The 16,188-nt window shown below is 62.6% G+C and carries 20 protein-coding genes and 1 riboswitch; of the genes, 10 read left to right on the top strand and 10 right to left on the bottom strand.

What is annotated here, in order from left to right; translation table 11 throughout:
* Window positions 1-2: 2 nt before the first annotated feature.
* The gene (locus tag F474_RS07160) at window positions 3-968 is read right to left on the bottom strand and encodes a 2-thiouracil desulfurase family protein (protein WP_097088573.1); all 966 of its coding nucleotides are present in this window, start codon (window positions 966-968) and stop codon (window positions 3-5) included.
* A gap of 104 nt (window positions 969-1,072) precedes the next feature.
* Window positions 1,073-2,065, bottom strand: coding sequence for an NAD(P)/FAD-dependent oxidoreductase (locus tag F474_RS07165; protein WP_097088575.1), 993 nt, complete (start codon window positions 2,063-2,065; stop codon window positions 1,073-1,075).
* A 210-nt stretch (window positions 2,066-2,275) separates the two neighbouring features.
* On the opposite strand from F474_RS07165, the gene F474_RS07170 reads away from it, so the two are divergent.
* Together F474_RS07170 and hemH are read left to right on the top strand one after the other, a co-directional pair.
* On the top strand, window positions 2,276-3,178 hold the full coding sequence (locus tag F474_RS07170; RefSeq protein ID WP_097088577.1) for a TIGR01777 family oxidoreductase: 903 nt from the start codon (window positions 2,276-2,278) through the stop codon (window positions 3,176-3,178).
* Window positions 3,179-3,202: 24 nt separating this feature from the next.
* Window positions 3,203-4,225 carry a ferrochelatase gene (gene hemH, locus F474_RS07175; protein ID WP_097088579.1) on the top strand — a complete coding sequence of 341 codons (1,023 nt, stop codon included), beginning with the start codon at window positions 3,203-3,205 and terminating at the stop codon, window positions 4,223-4,225.
* An 18-nt stretch (window positions 4,226-4,243) separates the two neighbouring features.
* Here the strand turns inward: hemH and F474_RS07180 are convergent, their stop codons facing one another.
* Together F474_RS07180 and upp are read right to left on the bottom strand one after the other, a co-directional pair.
* Complete coding sequence (locus tag F474_RS07180) at window positions 4,244-5,485, bottom strand: uracil-xanthine permease family protein (protein ID WP_097089027.1); 1,242 nt, start codon at window positions 5,483-5,485, stop codon at window positions 4,244-4,246.
* Window positions 5,486-5,487: 2 nt separating this feature from the next.
* Window positions 5,488-6,126, bottom strand: coding sequence for a uracil phosphoribosyltransferase (upp, locus tag F474_RS07185; protein ID WP_097088581.1), 639 nt, complete (start codon window positions 6,124-6,126; stop codon window positions 5,488-5,490).
* A 159-nt stretch (window positions 6,127-6,285) separates the two neighbouring features.
* On the opposite strand from upp, the gene F474_RS07190 reads away from it, so the two are divergent.
* From F474_RS07190 to F474_RS07200, 3 genes are all read left to right on the top strand, one after another.
* Window positions 6,286-6,843 carry a hypoxanthine-guanine phosphoribosyltransferase gene (locus F474_RS07190; protein WP_097088583.1) on the top strand — a complete coding sequence of 186 codons (558 nt, stop codon included), beginning with the start codon at window positions 6,286-6,288 and terminating at the stop codon, window positions 6,841-6,843.
* Between the two features lie 63 nt (window positions 6,844-6,906).
* Window positions 6,907-7,380: a hypothetical protein gene (locus F474_RS07195; RefSeq protein ID WP_097088585.1), complete on the top strand. Its 474-nt coding sequence runs from the start codon at window positions 6,907-6,909 to the stop codon at window positions 7,378-7,380.
* 62 nt (window positions 7,381-7,442) lie between these two features.
* Window positions 7,443-7,733 carry a PA4642 family protein gene (locus tag F474_RS07200; protein WP_097088587.1) on the top strand — a complete coding sequence of 97 codons (291 nt, stop codon included), beginning with the start codon at window positions 7,443-7,445 and terminating at the stop codon, window positions 7,731-7,733.
* A 98-nt stretch (window positions 7,734-7,831) separates the two neighbouring features.
* Here F474_RS07200 and mqo read toward each other — a convergent pair whose 3' ends face one another.
* Both mqo and F474_RS07210 read right to left on the bottom strand, forming a co-directional pair.
* Window positions 7,832-9,343, bottom strand: coding sequence for a malate dehydrogenase (quinone) (gene mqo / locus F474_RS07205; RefSeq protein WP_097088589.1), 1,512 nt, complete (start codon window positions 9,341-9,343; stop codon window positions 7,832-7,834).
* Between the two features lie 351 nt (window positions 9,344-9,694).
* A complete protein-coding gene (locus F474_RS07210; RefSeq protein ID WP_097088591.1) occupies window positions 9,695-9,928 on the bottom strand; it encodes a hypothetical protein in 234 nt (77 codons plus the stop codon).
* 165 nt (window positions 9,929-10,093) lie between these two features.
* Between F474_RS07210 and F474_RS07215 the strand changes: the two genes are divergently transcribed.
* Entirely contained in the window at window positions 10,094-10,678 is a 585-nt protein-coding gene (locus F474_RS07215; RefSeq protein ID WP_097088593.1) for a YajG family lipoprotein, read from the top strand.
* Between the two features lie 79 nt (window positions 10,679-10,757).
* Here F474_RS07215 and F474_RS07220 read toward each other — a convergent pair whose 3' ends face one another.
* Entirely contained in the window at window positions 10,758-10,964 is a 207-nt protein-coding gene (locus F474_RS07220) for a hypothetical protein (RefSeq protein ID WP_097088595.1), read from the bottom strand.
* Window positions 10,965-11,063: 99 nt separating this feature from the next.
* Window positions 11,064-12,227, bottom strand: a complete 1,164-nt coding sequence (locus F474_RS07225) for a 1-acyl-sn-glycerol-3-phosphate acyltransferase (protein WP_097088597.1) — start codon at window positions 12,225-12,227, stop codon at window positions 11,064-11,066.
* A gap of 76 nt (window positions 12,228-12,303) precedes the next feature.
* On the opposite strand from F474_RS07225, the gene F474_RS07230 reads away from it, so the two are divergent.
* The 4 genes from F474_RS07230 to F474_RS07245 all read left to right on the top strand — a co-directional run bounded on the left by F474_RS07230 (window position 12,304) and on the right by F474_RS07245 (window position 14,275).
* Window positions 12,304-12,486 (top strand): CPXCG motif-containing cysteine-rich protein, encoded by a 183-nt coding sequence (locus F474_RS07230; protein WP_097088599.1) that lies wholly within the window; start codon window positions 12,304-12,306, stop codon window positions 12,484-12,486.
* Window positions 12,487-12,747: a putative signal transducing protein gene (locus F474_RS07235; RefSeq protein ID WP_097088602.1), complete on the top strand. Its 261-nt coding sequence runs from the start codon at window positions 12,487-12,489 to the stop codon at window positions 12,745-12,747.
* A gap of 18 nt (window positions 12,748-12,765) precedes the next feature.
* Window positions 12,766-13,386, top strand: coding sequence for an SOS response-associated peptidase (locus F474_RS07240; RefSeq protein ID WP_097088604.1), 621 nt, complete (start codon window positions 12,766-12,768; stop codon window positions 13,384-13,386).
* Window positions 13,387-13,450: 64 nt separating this feature from the next.
* The gene (locus tag F474_RS07245; protein ID WP_097088606.1) at window positions 13,451-14,275 is read left to right on the top strand and encodes a M48 family metallopeptidase; all 825 of its coding nucleotides are present in this window, start codon (window positions 13,451-13,453) and stop codon (window positions 14,273-14,275) included.
* Between the two features lie 54 nt (window positions 14,276-14,329).
* Here F474_RS07245 and F474_RS07250 read toward each other — a convergent pair whose 3' ends face one another.
* Complete coding sequence (locus tag F474_RS07250; protein ID WP_097088608.1) at window positions 14,330-14,914, bottom strand: TMEM165/GDT1 family protein; 585 nt, start codon at window positions 14,912-14,914, stop codon at window positions 14,330-14,332.
* 90 nt (window positions 14,915-15,004) lie between these two features.
* Window positions 15,005-15,128, bottom strand: a riboswitch (yybP-ykoY riboswitch).
* A gap of 40 nt (window positions 15,129-15,168) precedes the next feature.
* On the bottom strand, window positions 15,169-16,167 hold the full coding sequence (locus tag F474_RS07255; RefSeq protein ID WP_097088611.1) for a class I SAM-dependent methyltransferase: 999 nt from the start codon (window positions 16,165-16,167) through the stop codon (window positions 15,169-15,171).
* Window positions 16,168-16,188 lie beyond the last annotated feature (21 nt).

Here is a 16,188-nt window from a genome sequence, read left to right on the forward strand (position 1 = left end):
GGTCAGATAGCGTTTCTTAAACTGAGTTTTTCAGGATGCGGCTGCAAGTAGACTTGCCTGGCGATATAAGGGTCAGGGTGCAGGCGGAACAAATGCTTGAGCAGGGTCATTGGCACCACCAGCGGAACGGTGCCATCGCGGTATTGAAGAATCAAGTCACGGATCTCTGCCTTGTCTTGAGGGTCCAGGTGGCGGCGCAAGTACCCACTGATATGCATCAGCACGTTGGCATGGCTGCCGCGGGTCGCACAGCGGCGCAACCCCTGCATTAGCCCGTGAAAATACTCGGCTGCCAATTCGTTCAGGGGCCGCTCGTTGCTTTTGCCGAGCAGTCCGCCCAGCGCTTTATACTGCTCTGGGTTGCAGGCCATTAGTTGGTATTTGTAACGGGCGTGAAACTCGGTAAGCGCACGACGGCTCAGGCCCTCTGCCTTGAGGGCCTGCCAGTCCGCATACGCATAGACCCGGGTGACGAAATTTTCTCGCAGCACTGGGTCACATAGCCGGCCTTCCTCCTCGACGGGCAGGTCAGGCCTGGCTTGGCAGAACGCCTTGGCATACACACCGCTTCCACTTTCAATCTGCGGAACGCCATCCTCGCGGTAGACCTTTACGCGCTCGACGCCGCACGAAGGGGACTTCTGCATGAAGATATAGCCACTTATATCACCCAGTGCCTGAGCCATCTCCTGGCCGTAATCAGCGAGTGCTTGGGTAACATCAAGACTTTTCTCGACGGTCCCTCGGGCTCGCGGCGCGGACGGGTCGCCCACCAAGCGAATAGGCTGGCGCGGAACACCCAACCCAATGGCCATCTCCGGGCAAACATTGACGAAGTTAAAGTGGTCACTCAGCAGGTTGCGACAGTAGCGGGATTGCTTGTGCCCACCGTTGTAACGAACTTCATCGCCCATCAGGCAGGCGCTGATGGCAATTTTCGGTTTACGGACGGGCACGTTAGCGAGCATGGGAACCTCTGCACCTGGAGTTGTACAATCTTATGACATTTGTACAACTTGTGCAGGTTTAGTTCATCTCATTCGCGGTAAGTGCCGATCAGCGGAGCGCCAGTTCAGCGCTCAAGGCTTTCAAGCAGCTTGCGCGCCGCATCCTGGCCGCTGAGCCAGGCGCCTTCCACGCGGCCTGACAGACACCAATCCCCGCAGACGTACAGGCCCTGATCTGAGTCGGCCAGCGCGCCCCATTCATGCGCGCTCGAAGGGCGAGCATAGAGCCAGCGATGTGCCAGGCTGAACTGGGGGTCAGGTACGGGGCAATTGACCAGCTCCGCGAAAGCTCCGCGCAGGCGTTCGATCACCGCCTCCTTGGCCAGGTCGATGTGCTGGCGGCTCCACTGCGCACTGGCATGCAGTACCCAAGTGTCCAGTGAGCTGCTGCGCCCCGGCTTGCTGCGATCGCAGGCTACCCAGTCCAAGGGGCTGCCCTGTACAAAGCAGCCTTGCATCTGGGTTTGCAGTGCTGTGTCGAACGCCAGGGCAACTGCCCACGTGGGGTCCATCTTCACACCGGCCACAACGGCAGCGAGCTTGGGGGCCGCCGAGAGCAATGCGGTAGCCTGAGGCGCAGGCACTGCACAGATGACATGGCTGAACGGGCCATGACTATTGTTTTCGGCGTCGAGCAGATGCCAGTAATCCTCGCCTCGGAACACCTCCACAACCCGGCAGCCGTAAGTTGCCTTCAGGTCGGCCACCAGTGCCCGGCACAACGCGCCCATGCGTGGGGTGCCGACCCAGCGGGCCTGTTCATCGGGTGACAAGGTAAGGCCTTCACTGCTGGCGGTGTAAAGCGTAGGAGCCCACTCGGCCACACAGCCTTGCTCCTGCCACTGCCGAAGTTGGGCGACGAAGCGGCGGTCCCGCGCAGTGAAGTACTGAGCGCCCAGGTCCAGTGAGCCCGCTTCGCTCCGTTTGCTGGACATCCGCCCGCCAGGGCCTTTGCCCTTGTCGAACAGGTGCACGGTGTGGCCGGCGTCTGACAGGGCCTGGGCCGCTGAAAGCCCAGCGATGCCAGTGCCGATGATTGCGATGGGTACAGTCGTCATGGGTGACCTCTATACGTCTCGACGTACAGCCTACGCCTGTGACGCGGGCCCGTACATTCAGAAAAACAGGTATAAGTTCAAGCTTCCTTAAAACCTATACGTGCTGAGGTGTCCTATGTTTTATCTGAGAACGCACAGGGCCATTAGTGCCCTGGCTCAGATGCAATACATCATAACGGCCCTTGGGCCGGCCACTACGAGGTAGCTGCCATGCACATTTTGCTGACCGGTGGTACAGGGATGATCGGCCGGCGGCTTTGCCGCTTCTGGATCGAGCAGGGGCATCGGCTGACCGTCCTGAGCCGCGAGCCGGCGGGCGTGCCAGCGCGCTGTGGTGCCGGTGTGCGCGGCATCGGCCAGCTGGATGAGCTCAAGGAGGAGCCGATTGACGCGGTGGTCAATCTGGCAGGCGCACCTATCGCCGACCGGCCCTGGACAGCTGCCCGGCGCAAGCTGCTGTGGGCCAGCCGTATTGGCCTGACAGAAGAATTGCTAGCCTGGCTTGGCAGCCGCCAGCAACGTCCGACTGTTCTGATCTCCGGCTCTGCGGTGGGTTGGTATGGTGATGGCGGGCAACGCACCCTGGATGAAACTTGCGCGCCGGTGAGTGAGGATTTTGCCAGCCAATTGTGCATCGCTTGGGAGGAAACCGCAGAGCGCGCCCGGGATCTGGGCATACGGGTTGTGCTAGTGCGTACCGGGCTGGTGTTGGCCTCCGAGGGCGGTATGCTCCAGCGCATGGCACTGCCGTTTCGCCTTGGGCTGGGCGGCCCGCTGGGCAGCGGTCGGCAATGGATGCCTTGGATTCATATTGACGACCAGGTCGCCCTGATAGATTTTTTATTGAACCGCGAGAATGCCGAGGGCCCCTATAATGCGTGCGCCCCGCACCCGGTGCGCAACCGTGAATTCGTCAAGCGCCTGGGCAAGGCCCTGCACAGGCCGGCGGTGTTGCCGATGCCCGGTTCGGTGCTGCGCTTGTTGCTGGGCGAGATGGCCGGCCTGCTCACCGGAGGCCAGCATGCGCTGCCGTCTCGGCTTCAAGATGCAGGCTTCAGCTTTCGCTTCACCGAACTGCAAACCGCGCTCGATGATGTTTTCACTCGGCGCTGAACCTTGACTGAAACAGGATTGTGAATGACCGATCACGCGCTGCTGCTGGTCAACCTGGGCTCGCCGGCCTCCACCGACGTGGACGACGTGGCTCGCTACCTGAACCAGTTTCTGATGGACCCCTACGTCATCGACCTGCCCTGGCCACTGCGCCGGCTGCTGGTTTCGCTGATCCTGATCAGGCGCCCGGCTCAGTCGGCCCATGCCTATGCTTCCATCTGGTGGGATGAAGGTTCGCCGCTGGTGGTGCTCACCCGCCGGCTGCAACAACAGATGCACGGCCTGTGGCCCCATGGCCCGGTGGAGATCGCCATGCGTTATGGCGAGCCGTCGTTGCCCGCGGTGCTGCAGAAGCTGGCCGCGCAGGGCGTACGCAAGGTCACATTGGCGCCACTTTATCCCCAGTTCGCCGACAGCACCGTCACCACAGTGGTGCAAATGGCTCAGCAGGTGGTTGCCGAGCAGAAGTTGCCAATCACCTTCACCACGCTCAAGCCGTTCTACGACGAGCCGCTGTACATCCAAGCCCTGGCCGACAGCGCCCGGCCGTGGTTGGAGCACGAATACGACCACCTGCTGCTGAGCTTTCATGGGCTGCCAGAAAGCCACATTCGCAAGCTGCTGCCCAAAGGCAGCAAGCACGACCTGCGAGCGGCCGATTGCTGCGCCGGCGCGACCGCACAGGAGCGAGCGGTCTGCTATCGCGGCCAATGCCTGGCGACGGCAAAGTCGGTGGCCGATGTGCTCGGGTTGCCTGACGGAAAATGGTCAGTGGCGTTTCAGTCTCGGCTGGGCAAGAACAAGTGGATCGAGCCATATACCGACTCACGGCTGGACGAATTGGCCGCCCGTGGCGTCAAGCGGCTGCTGGTGATGTGCCCTGCATTCGTGGCCGACTGCATCGAGACCCTTGAAGAGATCGGCATTCGCGGGCAGGAGCAATTCCGTGAAGCGGGAGGCGAGGAGTTGGTACTGGTGCCGTGCCTGAACGATCATCCTGGCTGGGCTCAAGCCTTGGCGCAGCTCGCCCAGCGCGCCTCGGCCTGAGGCGCGCCCGGCGCGGGCTCAGGCCTGTGCCTTGGGCAGCAGCAGGTTCAGCGCAATGGCCACCAGCGCGCACAGCGCTATGCCTTTGAGGCCAAAGTCGCTGGCCTGCGTGCCAGTGCCAATCAGCACGCCCCCGATGCCGAACACCAGCGTTATCGAGACGATCACCAAGTTGCGCGGCTGGCCAAGATCGACCTGGTGGCGGATCAGGGTGTTCAGGCCCACTGCAGCGATCGAGCCGAACAACAGGCACAGGATGCCACCCATTACCGGTACGGGGATGCTCTGCAACAGCGCACCGAACTTGCCAATGAACGCCAGCGAAATTGCGAACGCCGCCGCCCAGGTCATGATCTTCGGGTTGTAATTGCGAGTCAGCATGACCGCGCCGGTCACCTCGGCGTAGGTGGTGTTGGGCGGCCCGCCAAACAAACCAGCGGCGGTGGTCGCCAGGCCGTCACCCAGCAATGTGCGGTGCAGGCCTGGTTTGCGCAGGTAATCGCGCCCGGTGACGCTGCCCACGGCGATTACGCCGCCGATATGCTCGATGGCGGGTGCCAGTGCCACCGGGACGATAAACAGGATCGCCTGCAGGTTGAAGGCCGGTGCTGTGAAGTGCGGGAGCGCCAGCCAAGGGGCACTGGCAACCTTGCTGAAGTCGGTGACCCCAAGCAGCTGCGCCATGCCGAAGCCCACCAGCACGCCGGCGATGATCGGCACCAGGCGCAGCATGCCTCGGCCGAACACCGCGACCACTAGGGTGGTCAGCAAGGCCGACATCGAGATCAGAATCGCGGTGCGATAGGGGATCAGCTCCGTGCCGTCGCCGGCCTTGCCCATGGCCATGTTCGCGGCGATCGGGGCCATGGCCAGGCCGATCGAGATCACCACTGGGCCGATCACCACTGGCGGCAGCAAGCGGTCGATGAAGCCGGTGCCCTTGATCTTCACTGCAAGCCCCAGGAAGGTGTACACGAACCCTGCCGCCATCACCCCGCCCATGGTTTCGGCCAACCCGAATTGCCCCTTGGCGAGAATGATCGGGGTGATGAAAGCAAAGCTGGAGGCCAGGAACACCGGCACCTGGCGGCCTGTGACCAGTTGAAAAAGCAGCGTGCCCAAGCCCGCCGTGAACAGCGCCACGTTAGGGTCGAGCCCTGTGATCAGCGGCATGAGCACCAGCGCACCGAACGCCACGAACAGCATCTGCGCGCCAGAGAGCACGGTGCGCCACAGCGGGTCTTCGAACTCGCTCTGCATCATCACGCGTCCTTTTGCTTGGTGCCAAAAATCTTGTCTCCGGCATCGCCCAACCCCGGCATGATGTACCCCTGCTCGTTCAGGCCGTGGTCGATGGAGGCAGTGTAGATGCGCACGTCCGGGTGGGCGCTTTCCACCGCAGCAATGCCTTCCGGCGCTGCAACCAGCACCATGGCACGGATATCTCGGCAGCCGGCTTTCTTCAGCAGGTCGATGGTGGCAACCATCGAGCCACCGGTTGCCAGCATGGGGTCAATGATCAGCGCGAGGCGTTCACCGATGCCGGTGACCAGTTTTTCCAGGTAGGTGTGCGCTTCGAGTGTTTCTTCGTTGCGCGCCACGCCTACGGCGCTGACCTTCGCACCAGGAATCAGGCTGAGCACACCATCGAGCATGCCGATCCCCGCGCGCAGGATCGGCACCACGGTGATCTTCTTGCCGGCAATCTTCTCGACCTGCACCGGGCCGCACCAACCGTCGATCTCATAGGTTTCCAGCGGCAGGTCCTGGGTGGCTTCATAGGTAAGCAGCGCACCCACTTCCTGGGCGAGTTCGCGGAAATTTTTGGTACTGATGTCGGCGCGACGCATCAGGCCGATCTTGTGACGGATCAGCGGGTGGCGGATTTCGCGAACGGGCATGTGCAACTCTCCAAAGGGCGCGGAAAAAACGCGCTAGATTAATCTATTCAGCGCAAGGCGTGGAGCCATTGATGCACGTTAGTCCACAATCACTTGCTTCGTTGGCGCCCGATGCGTACCTTTGCCCGCTTTTATTTCGCCACCTTCAGGAGAGCCCCTATGCCTGCCGATCTCAGCCATATCCGCCAGGTCATGGATGAAGCCGATTGCCTTTATTCCGAAGCCGAAGTCGAAGCGGCCATCGCCCAAGTGGGCGAGCACATCACCGCCGAAATGGCCGACAGCAACCCTGTAGTGTTCTGCGTGCTCAACGGCGGGCTGATCTTCGCTGGCAAGCTGCTTACCCATCTGCGCTTCCCCCTGGAAGCCTCCTATCTGCACGCCACGCGCTACAGAAATGAAACCCGTGGTGGCGATCTGTTCTGGAAAGCCAAGCCGGAAATTTCGTTCATCGACCGTGATGTGCTGATCATCGACGACATCCTCGACGAAGGGCATACGCTCAGCGCAATTATGGATTTCTGCCGCCACGCCGGGGCCCGCTCGGTGCGCACCGCTGTGCTGGTCGACAAGGCGCATGATCGCAAAGCCAGCCCGGACCTGAAGGCAGACTTCGTCGGGCTGTCATGCATCGACCGCTTCATCTTCGGCTATGGCATGGACTACAAGGGCTACTGGCGCAACGCCCCTGGCATCTTTGCGGTAAAAGGCCTGTAACCGGCCAGCTGAGCGGCGGGTGGGGTGTGCTAAAGTTCAGCGCCGCCCGCCTCGGAGCTCCTCATGCGCCTGCCGCTCGTTGCCGTTTTATCCTTCCTGTGTGCTGCACCACTGGCCGCCGCCCCGCTGCATGCTCAATACCTTCCGCCAGACGACAACAACCTGCGCCAAGGCGAGCCCAGCCAACAGCAGTTGCTGCAAGTGACTGAGTTCAGCGTGGTGGCGGGTAACGAAAGGCCCTCCAACGAGCAGCCAATTCCTGTAACGGCACCGTTGTCGCTGCGCCTGAAAGGCAAGCCACTGAACAAGGGCGGGGCGCTTTACCAGGTGCTGGTCACTTTCGACAGCGAAAGCAAAAGCCTCAAGAAGCCCAACTTCGATGAGGCCAGCAAGACGCTCAGCCTGAATTACCCGCTTAACCAGTACCGCATCCTGATGGACATGCTGCGCAACGACACTGTCTACGTGCAGTTTCTCACCTACTCGAACGGCCACATCTGGGCCGACCTGCACACTGCTGGCGGCCGCGCGCGTTGAGTGAGAGCGGGGCAGGGCGCTACACTGCCGGCCTCGTAAAACCGTTCGGGCCTGGAGTAGCAATGCGCAAAGACAAGAAGCAGATCATCGGCGACGAGATCAGCGACGATTACATCAAGACCTTCCTGCAATTCGAGCCAGCGGACGATACCCCCGCAGCCCTTCACAAGTTGATCAAAGCTTACCGTGGCCTGCGCGTCGACGACTTCGAGCGCTTTGTGAAGTTTTTCAAGGAACAGGGGCTAGACGTCGGCGCCCAGGATGCCAATGGCAAGGATTTCGTGGCGCATATTCAGGATCAGCGCAATGCGCCTGAGTACATTGCCATCATCGAGGCTGCCCGCCAGGCCTGATGACGTCTGCCGCGCAGCGAGCCGCCCTTGCTGCGGGCCGCCTGCGAACGTCGGCCTGCAATAGGGCGGGCTGCGAGGCGCAGCACCGCCCAGGACGATCAGGCGTATTGCTCGCCTGCCACGCGAGCCGGTGTTTCCAGCTCCAGGGCTTCGTTGCTTTGCTGGTTGACCTTGCGGTACAGCTCGGCATCGGCGGCCAGGGCTTTCTCCCGCGCCGGGAAAATCTGCGCCAGTTTCGCGCCCCAGGCCGTTGCGTATTGCTCCGGGAAGCACCGTTCTATCAGTTCCAGCATGATCGACACGGTCACCGAGGCGCCAGGGGAGGCACCCAGCAATGCGGCCAGGCTGCCGTCTGCCGCCGCCACCAGTTCGGTACCGAATTGCAGCACACCGCCTTTCTTCGCGTCTTTCTTGATGATCTGAACACGTTGGCCGGCCACTTCCAGGCGCCAGTCCTCGGCCTTGGCCTCGGGGTAGAACTTGCGCAACGACTCCAGGCGCTGCTCCATCGACTGGCGCACTTCCTTGACCAGGTAGCGGGTCAGGTCCATGTTGTCGCGTGCCACGGCCAGCATCGGGCCGATATTGCCCAGGCGTACCGACAACGGCAGGTCCATCAACGAACCATGCTTGAGAAAACGCGTGGTGAAGCCTGCATAAGGACCAAACAGCAGCGAGGTTTTGCCGTCTACCACGCGGGTGTCCAGGTGTGGCACCGACATCGGCGGAGAACCCACCGCCGCCTGGCTGTAGACCTTGGCCTGGTGCTGCTTGACCACCTCGGGGTTGTCGCAGCGCAGCCATTGGCCGCTGACGGGGAAACCGCCAAAACCTTTGCCTTCCTCAATGCCCGAGGCCTGCAGCAGCGGCAGCGCCGCCCCGCCGGCACCCAGGAACACGAACCGCGCGCCGACCTGGCGGGTGTGGCCGCTGTTGACGTCCTTGACGTCTACCACCCAGCCGGTGCCTTCACGGCGCAGGCCAGTGACCTTCTTGGAATACTTGACCGTCGCGTTCTCGGTGCCGCCCAGGTAGCCCAGCAGCTTGTTGGTCAGCGCGCCGAAGTTCACGTCGGTACCCTTGGCCACGCGGGTGGCGGCCAGCCGCTCATTGGGGTCGCGGCCGGGCATCATCAGCGGCATCCATTGCTGCATGATGGCTTTGTCTTCGGTGTAGTCCATTTCGGCGAAGGCGTGATGTGGCTTGAGCGATTCGAAGCGTTTCTTAAGAAACGCGATGCCCTTTTCGCCGGAAACGTAGCTCAGGTGAGGCACAGGGTTGATGAACCCTTTGGGTGCACCAAACGCGCCATTGCGGATCAGGTAGGCCCAGAACTGCTTCGACACCTCGAACTGGGTGTTGATGTGCACAGCCTTCTTGATGTCGACGGAACCGTCGGCGGCCTGTGGCGTGTAGTTCAGCTCGCAGAGGCCCGCGTGCCCGGTGCCGGCGTTGTTCCACGGGTTGGAGCTCTCTGCGGCGCCGGAGTCCATCGCTTCGACCACTTCGATCTTCAGCGACGGGTCGAGCTCTTTGAGCAGCACCGCCAGGGTTGCGCTCATGATGCCCGCCCCAACCAGCACTACGTCCACTGCTTCATTCTGCGCCATTCACGCATCTCCAAAATCTTCCACAACTGTTTTGACAACCAGAAGCCTGTTCAGGTGTGACCGCGCCGGGCGGCCAGCTTTCCCCGGCCATTGCCAATGAACGACAAAAAGGCTGGTGCTTGAGGCTGCCATCAACTCATCTAAAGCGGCGGCGGGCAATTCGACCAAGGGTCAAGAAAGGCGCGCTGGAGGGCGACGCACGCCCGATCCGCGTGGGCGACTCTCTGTGGGCAGCCAAGCGGGCCGCGGGCAGGAGACGACCGTGTAATCGGGGCGTGAGTATAACGAGGTCGGGCGGGCAAAGCGACGATTCGACGCAGGCAGGCTCGGCAGTGGCGAGGCGCGCGCGGCTCAGTTTTGCAGCGCGCCCCTCAGGCGGGCGGGGCGCGCAGGGTAGGTCACGCGTGCGCTGGCAGGCAGTGGGCGGCCCAGCCAATGCAGTCGGATTTCACTGGTCTGCACCCAGCCTGGCCCTGCTGGCGCGCGCCCGCTGCTGCAAAAAGCGGTGCACAGCCCATGGGCATCGAGCAGCGCGTAGTGGCGTGGCGGGGTGATGAGGCCGAGTAATGCAAGCAGTTTGAACATGGCGACGGTCTTTGCGTTGGGCTTGGTTCACAACCTATACAGAGGGCGTGACAAGGTGGTGACAGGAACCGCCGCCGGCCGTTGCCAGTCTGAACGAGATGGCCATACCGCCACCCGCGCAGCGCCGGTATACTGGCCGGCACCGCCCCTCATGGAGATCCGTGCATGTTGCCACGCCTGTTGTCCGCTTCGATCGTCGCCGGCGCCCTGGCCTTGGCCGGCTGTGCAAGCAGCCCGCAAATGCTGAGCCCGCAACCCAAGCTGCTCGAGCAGTTGGCGCCCGTTGCACAGGGGCAGCCGGTGGTCGTACGCGTCGTCGATGGTCGCCCATCGCCGGTGCTGGGTACCCGCGGTGGCCTTTACCCTGAAACCAGCGCCGTGACGGTGCAGGGCAATGACATCGTGCCCAAGCTGCAGGCCCAGGCCGAAGCCGCCGTACGCCTGATGGGCTTCACGCCCAATGCCGGTGCCACCGGTGCCCCAACCCTGACCCTCACCCTGGCTGACCTCAAGTACCAGTCGCCCAAGGACACCACCTACGTCACCGAGGCCAATATCTCTGCGACCTTCCGCGCCGATGTCCGCGGCAATGGCCACAATTACAGCGGCCGGTACAACGCTTCGCTGAACCAGCGCTTCGGCATGTCGCCGAACCAGGAAACCAACACCCGGCTGGTAGGCGATGTGCTCAGCGACGCCCTGACCCGCGTCTTCAAAGACCCCACCGTCGGCCAAACCCTGCGACAGTGAGCCAGCCACTGCGAGGTTGAAGCTGCAAGCCGGTCAGCGGTTTGCAGCTTTTTTATTGGCTGGAATTTGCCGCGCGCGATCACGCGGCTTCGATATGGAAGTCGGGTAGGCAGAAGCCTGTGTGCAGGTCGGCTTCGGGCAGGTCCTGATGGTGATGCCCACCCAGCGCGCAATAGACCAGCCAGCGGCGGTCGTGCACGTTGATCGCCTGGCCGTCGACCAGCGCCTCCTGTTCGTCGGTGGCAGTGATGAGGTAGAGGCGGTCTTGGTTGTGGGCATGCAGCATGGCAAAAACATCCTGTTCAGAGTCGGTCAAACATGGGCGGCATAGGCTGCCCTGTTTTGATGACGAAACCGTGAACAGGCAATAAAGGCCGCCAGGCGGTCAGAGCGGTAGCCCTGCCTTGACCCGGTATTGGTTGCGTACCGGAGTGGCGTACTGCTGAACCAGGTACGGCCGGTGCTCAGCAGGGCACCCCTCCAGGCGGCGCTGCCACTCTTCCCGCGCCTGCTCCAGCTCCTGTGAGTCGAACAGCGCAGATGCCAGCGGCACCTGCAGCGAGGCCTCGGCGCCGGCCCACTGCTCCCAGGCCAGGTAATGCACCGGGAACAACCGATAACCGGAGAGAATCTTCCGATCGATCTCGACCGCCAGCTCCTTGGTGTCCTGATGGTAAGCAGTTACTGGTGCGCTGAAGTTGATGTGCACGCGGCCCTTGTAGCCGGTGATGCCCAGCGCGATGCTCAGGTCATCTTCGCCGGGGGCCTTCTGGTAGGTGCCCGTAGTGGCGCGGATGTACAGCTCGCGCGCCTTCGCCGCGTCGCAGGGGTCGTATTCATAGCTGATCGACACGGGCGTGAGGTTCAGCGAATGAATCACCTCGGCGAAAGGCTCCTCGCGGCGGCTCATGTGGAACATTTTCAGAATGGCCGGGTCGGTACGGTCATCACCGTCCTTGGCGCGGCCTTCGGCCTGGGCGATCCAGATCGACTGGCAGTCGGTGCGGATCGAATGGCTGATGTAGGCCGAGAGCAACTGCCAGGCGGCGAGCTTCTCGCGCCGCCCGGTGATGGAGCGGTGCACGATGAAGCTCTTGTTCAGGCGCATCAGGTCGCTGACGAACGGCCGCTGCAACAGGTTGTCGCCGATCGCGATGCGCGGCGTCGGCAGGCCCGCGTGATACACGGCATAGTTGACGAATGCCGGGTCCATCACGATGTCGCGGTGGTTGGCCAGAAACAGATAGGCCGTGCCAGACTTGAATTGTTCCACGCCGGTGTAGGTCACACCGTCTGTGGCGCGCTCGATGGTGTGGTCGACATACATTTCGACCTTGTCCTGCAGCGCTGCAACGCTCTCGATGCCTGCGAACTCGCGGCCGAGCTTGCGCGCGACCATCGGCTTGAGCAACCAGCCCATGGCGTTGGCAAAACGCGGGAAACGGAAGTGAATGATGGTATCGAGAAACGCCTGGTCCTTGAGGAGCCTCTTCAGTACGGCTTTGACCTCGGAGTCGTCGTAAGGTCGGATGGCATCGAATTCGCCCATCTTGCTCTCTTGTTGGAAACGGCTGGTGTATTGGAACAGACCGGCGATTATACCCATAAACAAGGCCGGAGGCCCGATGCTCGAAACCCAACCCTACGATTGCCCCTATTGCGGGGAGCCAGCAGAGGCCGTGCTGGACCTTTCCGGCGGCGATCAGCAGTACATCGAGGACTGCCCGGTCTGCTGCCGGCCGATCACCTTCGTGCTCAACACCGACGGCGAGCAGTGGTCGCTGCAAACCTTCAGCGAGAACGAATAGATGAAGCGCATCTATGAGCCCGAAAGCCTGCTGGAGGCCGAGCTGCTGCTGGTGATGCTGCAAAGTGAGGGTATCGCTGCGCACCTGGCCGGGCGCGACCTGATCGGGGGCATTGGCGATTTGCCGGCCATGGGTTTGCTGGGGTTGGTGGTCGACGATGCGCAGGCGGCCGACGCACGGCAGCTCATTGCTGCGTACAATGGCGCCCAGCCTTTGCCAGGCGAGGAACCGGACAGCTATTTCGGTGTGCTTGAATGTTGAACGGAGCCTTGTTTTCGGATGTGTGGTCGATACGCCTTGTTTCGCTGGTCGCCAGCCTTCGCCGCGCTGCCGGGTTTTCCGCCGGGCCAGCAGGCGCAATGGAACATCTCCCCTGGCCAGCGGGTATTGATTCAGCGCCTGGGGCAGGGGGGCGATGAGCTTGCGCTGGCGCGCTGGGGGCTGACCCCGCCCTGGCTCACTGACCTCTCGCGCACGCCTGCGCAGGCGCGCGCTGAAACCCTGGCCGATCAGCCGATGTTCCGCGAGCCCTTTCGGCAGCGCCGCTGCCTGATGCCAGCCAACGGCTTCTATGAATGGCGCGGCAGCGTGCGCAAGCAGCCCTATTGGCTCACCCCTGGCGAAGGCTCCAACCTGCACTTCGCTGCCTTGTGGGAAGCTTTCCCAGTGGGCGATGAGACCTGGCTCAGCGTGGCGGTGGTCACCCAGGCTGCGATGAACCAGCGCCGCCCATTGATTCTCGAGCAGGCCGAGCAGGCGCAATGGCTGGCCGCCGACACGCAGCTGCCAGTGCTGCAGGGGCTGCTGGCAAGGCCTTGCCCACAGTTGCGTGAGCGCCCGCTGGCGCGGTTGGTCAATGACCCCCAGCTCAACGCGCCGGAATGCCTCACCCCGGCCTGAGGGTTTCCAGGCCTGATGTATCAGGTAGGATACGCGGCATCATGCAAGGGAGTGAGCTATTCCAATGATCCTCAAGAAAGTCGCTGTCGCCGTATCGCTGGCCAGTACAGTGCTGCTCGGCGGTTGCCAGGCAGTCAACACCACCCAGGGCGACTCGGTAGGCGTCAATCGCAAGCAATACATGTTCAGCATGCTGTCTACCGATGAGGTGAACCAGATGTACGCCACCTCCTACAAGGAGACGCTGAGCAAGGCCAGTGCGGCCAATGAGCTGGACAAGTCCAGCGCAGAAGCCAAGCGGGTGAAGGCGGTTGCCGATCGGTTGATCGCGCAGGCCCCGAAGCTGCGCCCGGACTCAGCCCAATGGCAATGGGAAGTGAACCTGATCAAGAGCGATGAGCTCAACGCCAATTGCGGCCCTGGGGGCAAGATCATCGTTTACAGCGGCCTGATCGATCAACTCAAGCTCACCGACGACGAGCTGGCTGCAGTGATGGGCCATGAAATTGCCCACGCCTTGCGCGAGCATGGCCGGGAGGCCATGTCCAAGGCCTACGGGCTTCAGATGGCCAAGCAGGGCGCGGCTGCGGTGTTTGGCCTGGGCCAGGATTCCCTCGCGCTGGCCGATGCGGTTACCCAGTACGGTATGACCTTGCCTAACAGCCGCGCCAATGAGAACGAAGCCGACCTGCTGGGCCTTGAGCTGTCGGCCCGTGCAGGCTACAACCCTAACGCCGCGATCACCCTGTGGAAGAAGATGAACGCTGCCGGCGGGGCGGGGCAGCCCGAGTTTCTCAGCACCCACCCCTCCGACGCCAACCGCATCGCGGCTCTGCAGGCAGCGATCCCGAAAGTGATGCCGCTGTACCAGTCTTCCGGCAAAGGGTGAAGGTAACGCTGAGCTGCAAGCCACGAGAAAAAACCGTGGCTTGCGGCTTGAGGCTTAGATCCAGCCTGAGCTGACCATGGCTTTGTAGACCGCGTATACCGCGAGCACGAAGAAGGCGATGGCCGCCAGGCGGCGGATCAGCGCCAGGGGCAGTTTGTCGGCGGCGAAGTTGCCGGCCAGCACCACAGGTACGTTGGCGATCAGCATGCCCAGGCTGGTACCGATGATCACCATCAGCAGGTTCGGGTACTGCGCGGCGAGCATGACCGTGGCTACCTGAGTCTTGTCGCCGATTTCGGCGAGGAAGAAGGCGATCAGCGTAGCCATGAACGGGCCGAACTGGCTGGCGCGGTTGGCCTCGTCGTCGTCCATTTTGTCGGGCACCAGCGTCCAAAGGGCTGTGGCCGTGAAGCTTGCAGCCAAGATCCAGTGCAGAACGCTCTCGGTGAGGTAGCTGCTGATCCAGGCACCCACGGCGCCTGCAGCGGCGTGATTGGCCAGGGTAGCGGCGAGAATGCCGAAGATGATCGGGACCGGCTTGCGAAAGCGAGCGGCCAGGATCAGCGCAAGGAGTTGGGTCTTGTCGCCGATTTCGGCCAGCGCCACGATACCAGTGGGTACAAGGAGGGATTCAAGCATCAGGCTTCCTACAGGGGGCGGGTCGAACACGGCTATGACACGTACAGCCTCCCCGCCCCGGGTAAGGTGTGCGTGTCATAGGTCTTGTCAAACCGCCGGGCCCCTCTGTGTGGGCCTCTCTGGTCGCTCGCGCCATGGCCTGTGGGCCAAGTATGTTGACGCGCGCCAATGCAAGCAGGTTGCTTGCGGGAGACTACTCCCCTAGGACGGAGCGGATTCTGCCTAGCCGTGCTGACAAACGCAAGCGCTGCGTTTCAGCCTTTTTTTGCTCGATAGATCTTGAAGCCGTCACCCTCGTCGAGGGTTTCACAATGCCCCAGCGCCGCCTCCAGCAAGGGTGGGTAGCGCAGGAAACTGTTGGCGACCAAGCGGATTTCGCCCCCTTTTCGAAGGTGAACGCTACTTTTTCCCAGAAGGTTCTCCGAGGCTGCGTAGTGGGTGTGCACGCCGGTGTGAAACGGTGGATTGCTGATGATCGCAGCCTGGTCCACAGGCGCACCCTCGATGCCGTCAGTGCATATCAGCTGCGCCTCCAGGCCATTGGCCTTCAGGGTGAGGGCACTGGCGGCGATGGCAAAAGCGTCGACGTCCAGCAGCGTAACGATGGCTTGGGGGTAACGGCGCTTGAGCGCAGCGCCGACGATGCCGGCGCCGCAGCCGAAGTCGAGCAGCGGGCCTTCGGGCAGGCCGTCAAGGTGCTTGAGCAGCAGCGCGGTGCCGCGGTCCAGGCGGCCATGGCTGAATACGCCCGGCAGGCTCACCACGTTCAATGCCCCGCCTGGCGCCTCAACGCTAAAGGCGTTGGCCTGGCTTTCCAGCGATGGGGCGGGCGCTGCGTTCTCCACTTGTACCTGCCACAGCTGGCAATGCCGTGCGCTGTCGAGCTTGCGCGGCTTGCCGAAGGCCTCCAGTTGCCGCGCTGCACCTTCGATGCCCCCGCGCTTTTCGCCTACCAGGTACAGGGGTTTGCCGTTGAGGTTCGCTGCCAGGCATGCCAGCAGCCAGGCTGAAAACTCCTTGGCCTTCGGGACGAACAGCACCGCGCCCTCGATCTCGCCTGTCGGCACTTCGGTGCCGAAGCCGATGCGCTCGCCGAAACGCGCCGTCAGGCTCGCCCGGTCGGCAGCGTTCCAGCACCACCCCTGAGCCTGCGGCAAGTGGCTGAGCAGCCCGTCGGCGGGCAGGCCGGCGAGCAGCACGCGGCCAGTGAACAGGTCGGCCTGGCGGAGCAGCACTTCACTGCGCGGGTCCATGAGTCGTCTCCTGGGGCAAAA

This window comes from Pseudomonas sp. URIL14HWK12:I12 (assembly GCF_003097135.1).
GTDB lineage: Bacteria > Pseudomonadota > Gammaproteobacteria > Pseudomonadales > Pseudomonadaceae > Aquipseudomonas.

Excerpts from the sequence above, each read along its gene's own strand:
- F474_RS07255 (WP_097088611.1), bottom strand. The coding sequence starts at position 16,167 with ATGGACCCGCGCAGTGAAGTGCTGCTCCGCCAGGCCGACCTGTTCACT.
- F474_RS07230 (WP_097088599.1), top strand. The coding sequence starts at position 12,304 with ATGCTCGAAACCCAACCCTACGATTGCCCCTATTGCGGGGAGCCAGCA.
- F474_RS07160 (WP_097088573.1), bottom strand. The coding sequence starts at position 968 with ATGCTCGCTAACGTGCCCGTCCGTAAACCGAAAATTGCCATCAGCGCC.
- F474_RS07195 (WP_097088585.1), top strand. The coding sequence starts at position 6,907 with ATGCGCCTGCCGCTCGTTGCCGTTTTATCCTTCCTGTGTGCTGCACCA.
- F474_RS07245 (WP_097088606.1), top strand. The coding sequence starts at position 13,451 with ATGATCCTCAAGAAAGTCGCTGTCGCCGTATCGCTGGCCAGTACAGTG.
- F474_RS07170 (WP_097088577.1), top strand. The coding sequence starts at position 2,276 with ATGCACATTTTGCTGACCGGTGGTACAGGGATGATCGGCCGGCGGCTT.
- F474_RS07250 (WP_097088608.1), bottom strand. The coding sequence starts at position 14,914 with ATGCTTGAATCCCTCCTTGTACCCACTGGTATCGTGGCGCTGGCCGAA.
- F474_RS07210 (WP_097088591.1), bottom strand. The coding sequence starts at position 9,928 with ATGTTCAAACTGCTTGCATTACTCGGCCTCATCACCCCGCCACGCCAC.
- F474_RS07165 (WP_097088575.1), bottom strand. The coding sequence starts at position 2,065 with ATGACGACTGTACCCATCGCAATCATCGGCACTGGCATCGCTGGGCTT.
- F474_RS07190 (WP_097088583.1), top strand. The coding sequence starts at position 6,286 with ATGCCTGCCGATCTCAGCCATATCCGCCAGGTCATGGATGAAGCCGAT.
- F474_RS07240 (WP_097088604.1), top strand. The coding sequence starts at position 12,766 with ATGTGTGGTCGATACGCCTTGTTTCGCTGGTCGCCAGCCTTCGCCGCG.
- F474_RS07220 (WP_097088595.1), bottom strand. The coding sequence starts at position 10,964 with ATGCTGCATGCCCACAACCAAGACCGCCTCTACCTCATCACTGCCACC.
- F474_RS07180 (WP_097089027.1), bottom strand. The coding sequence starts at position 5,485 with ATGCAGAGCGAGTTCGAAGACCCGCTGTGGCGCACCGTGCTCTCTGGC.
- hemH (WP_097088579.1), top strand. The coding sequence starts at position 3,203 with ATGACCGATCACGCGCTGCTGCTGGTCAACCTGGGCTCGCCGGCCTCC.
- F474_RS07200 (WP_097088587.1), top strand. The coding sequence starts at position 7,443 with ATGCGCAAAGACAAGAAGCAGATCATCGGCGACGAGATCAGCGACGAT.
- mqo (WP_097088589.1), bottom strand. The coding sequence starts at position 9,343 with ATGGCGCAGAATGAAGCAGTGGACGTAGTGCTGGTTGGGGCGGGCATC.
- upp (WP_097088581.1), bottom strand. The coding sequence starts at position 6,126 with ATGCCCGTTCGCGAAATCCGCCACCCGCTGATCCGTCACAAGATCGGC.
- F474_RS07225 (WP_097088597.1), bottom strand. The coding sequence starts at position 12,227 with ATGGGCGAATTCGATGCCATCCGACCTTACGACGACTCCGAGGTCAAA.
- F474_RS07215 (WP_097088593.1), top strand. The coding sequence starts at position 10,094 with ATGTTGCCACGCCTGTTGTCCGCTTCGATCGTCGCCGGCGCCCTGGCC.
- F474_RS07235 (WP_097088602.1), top strand. The coding sequence starts at position 12,487 with ATGAAGCGCATCTATGAGCCCGAAAGCCTGCTGGAGGCCGAGCTGCTG.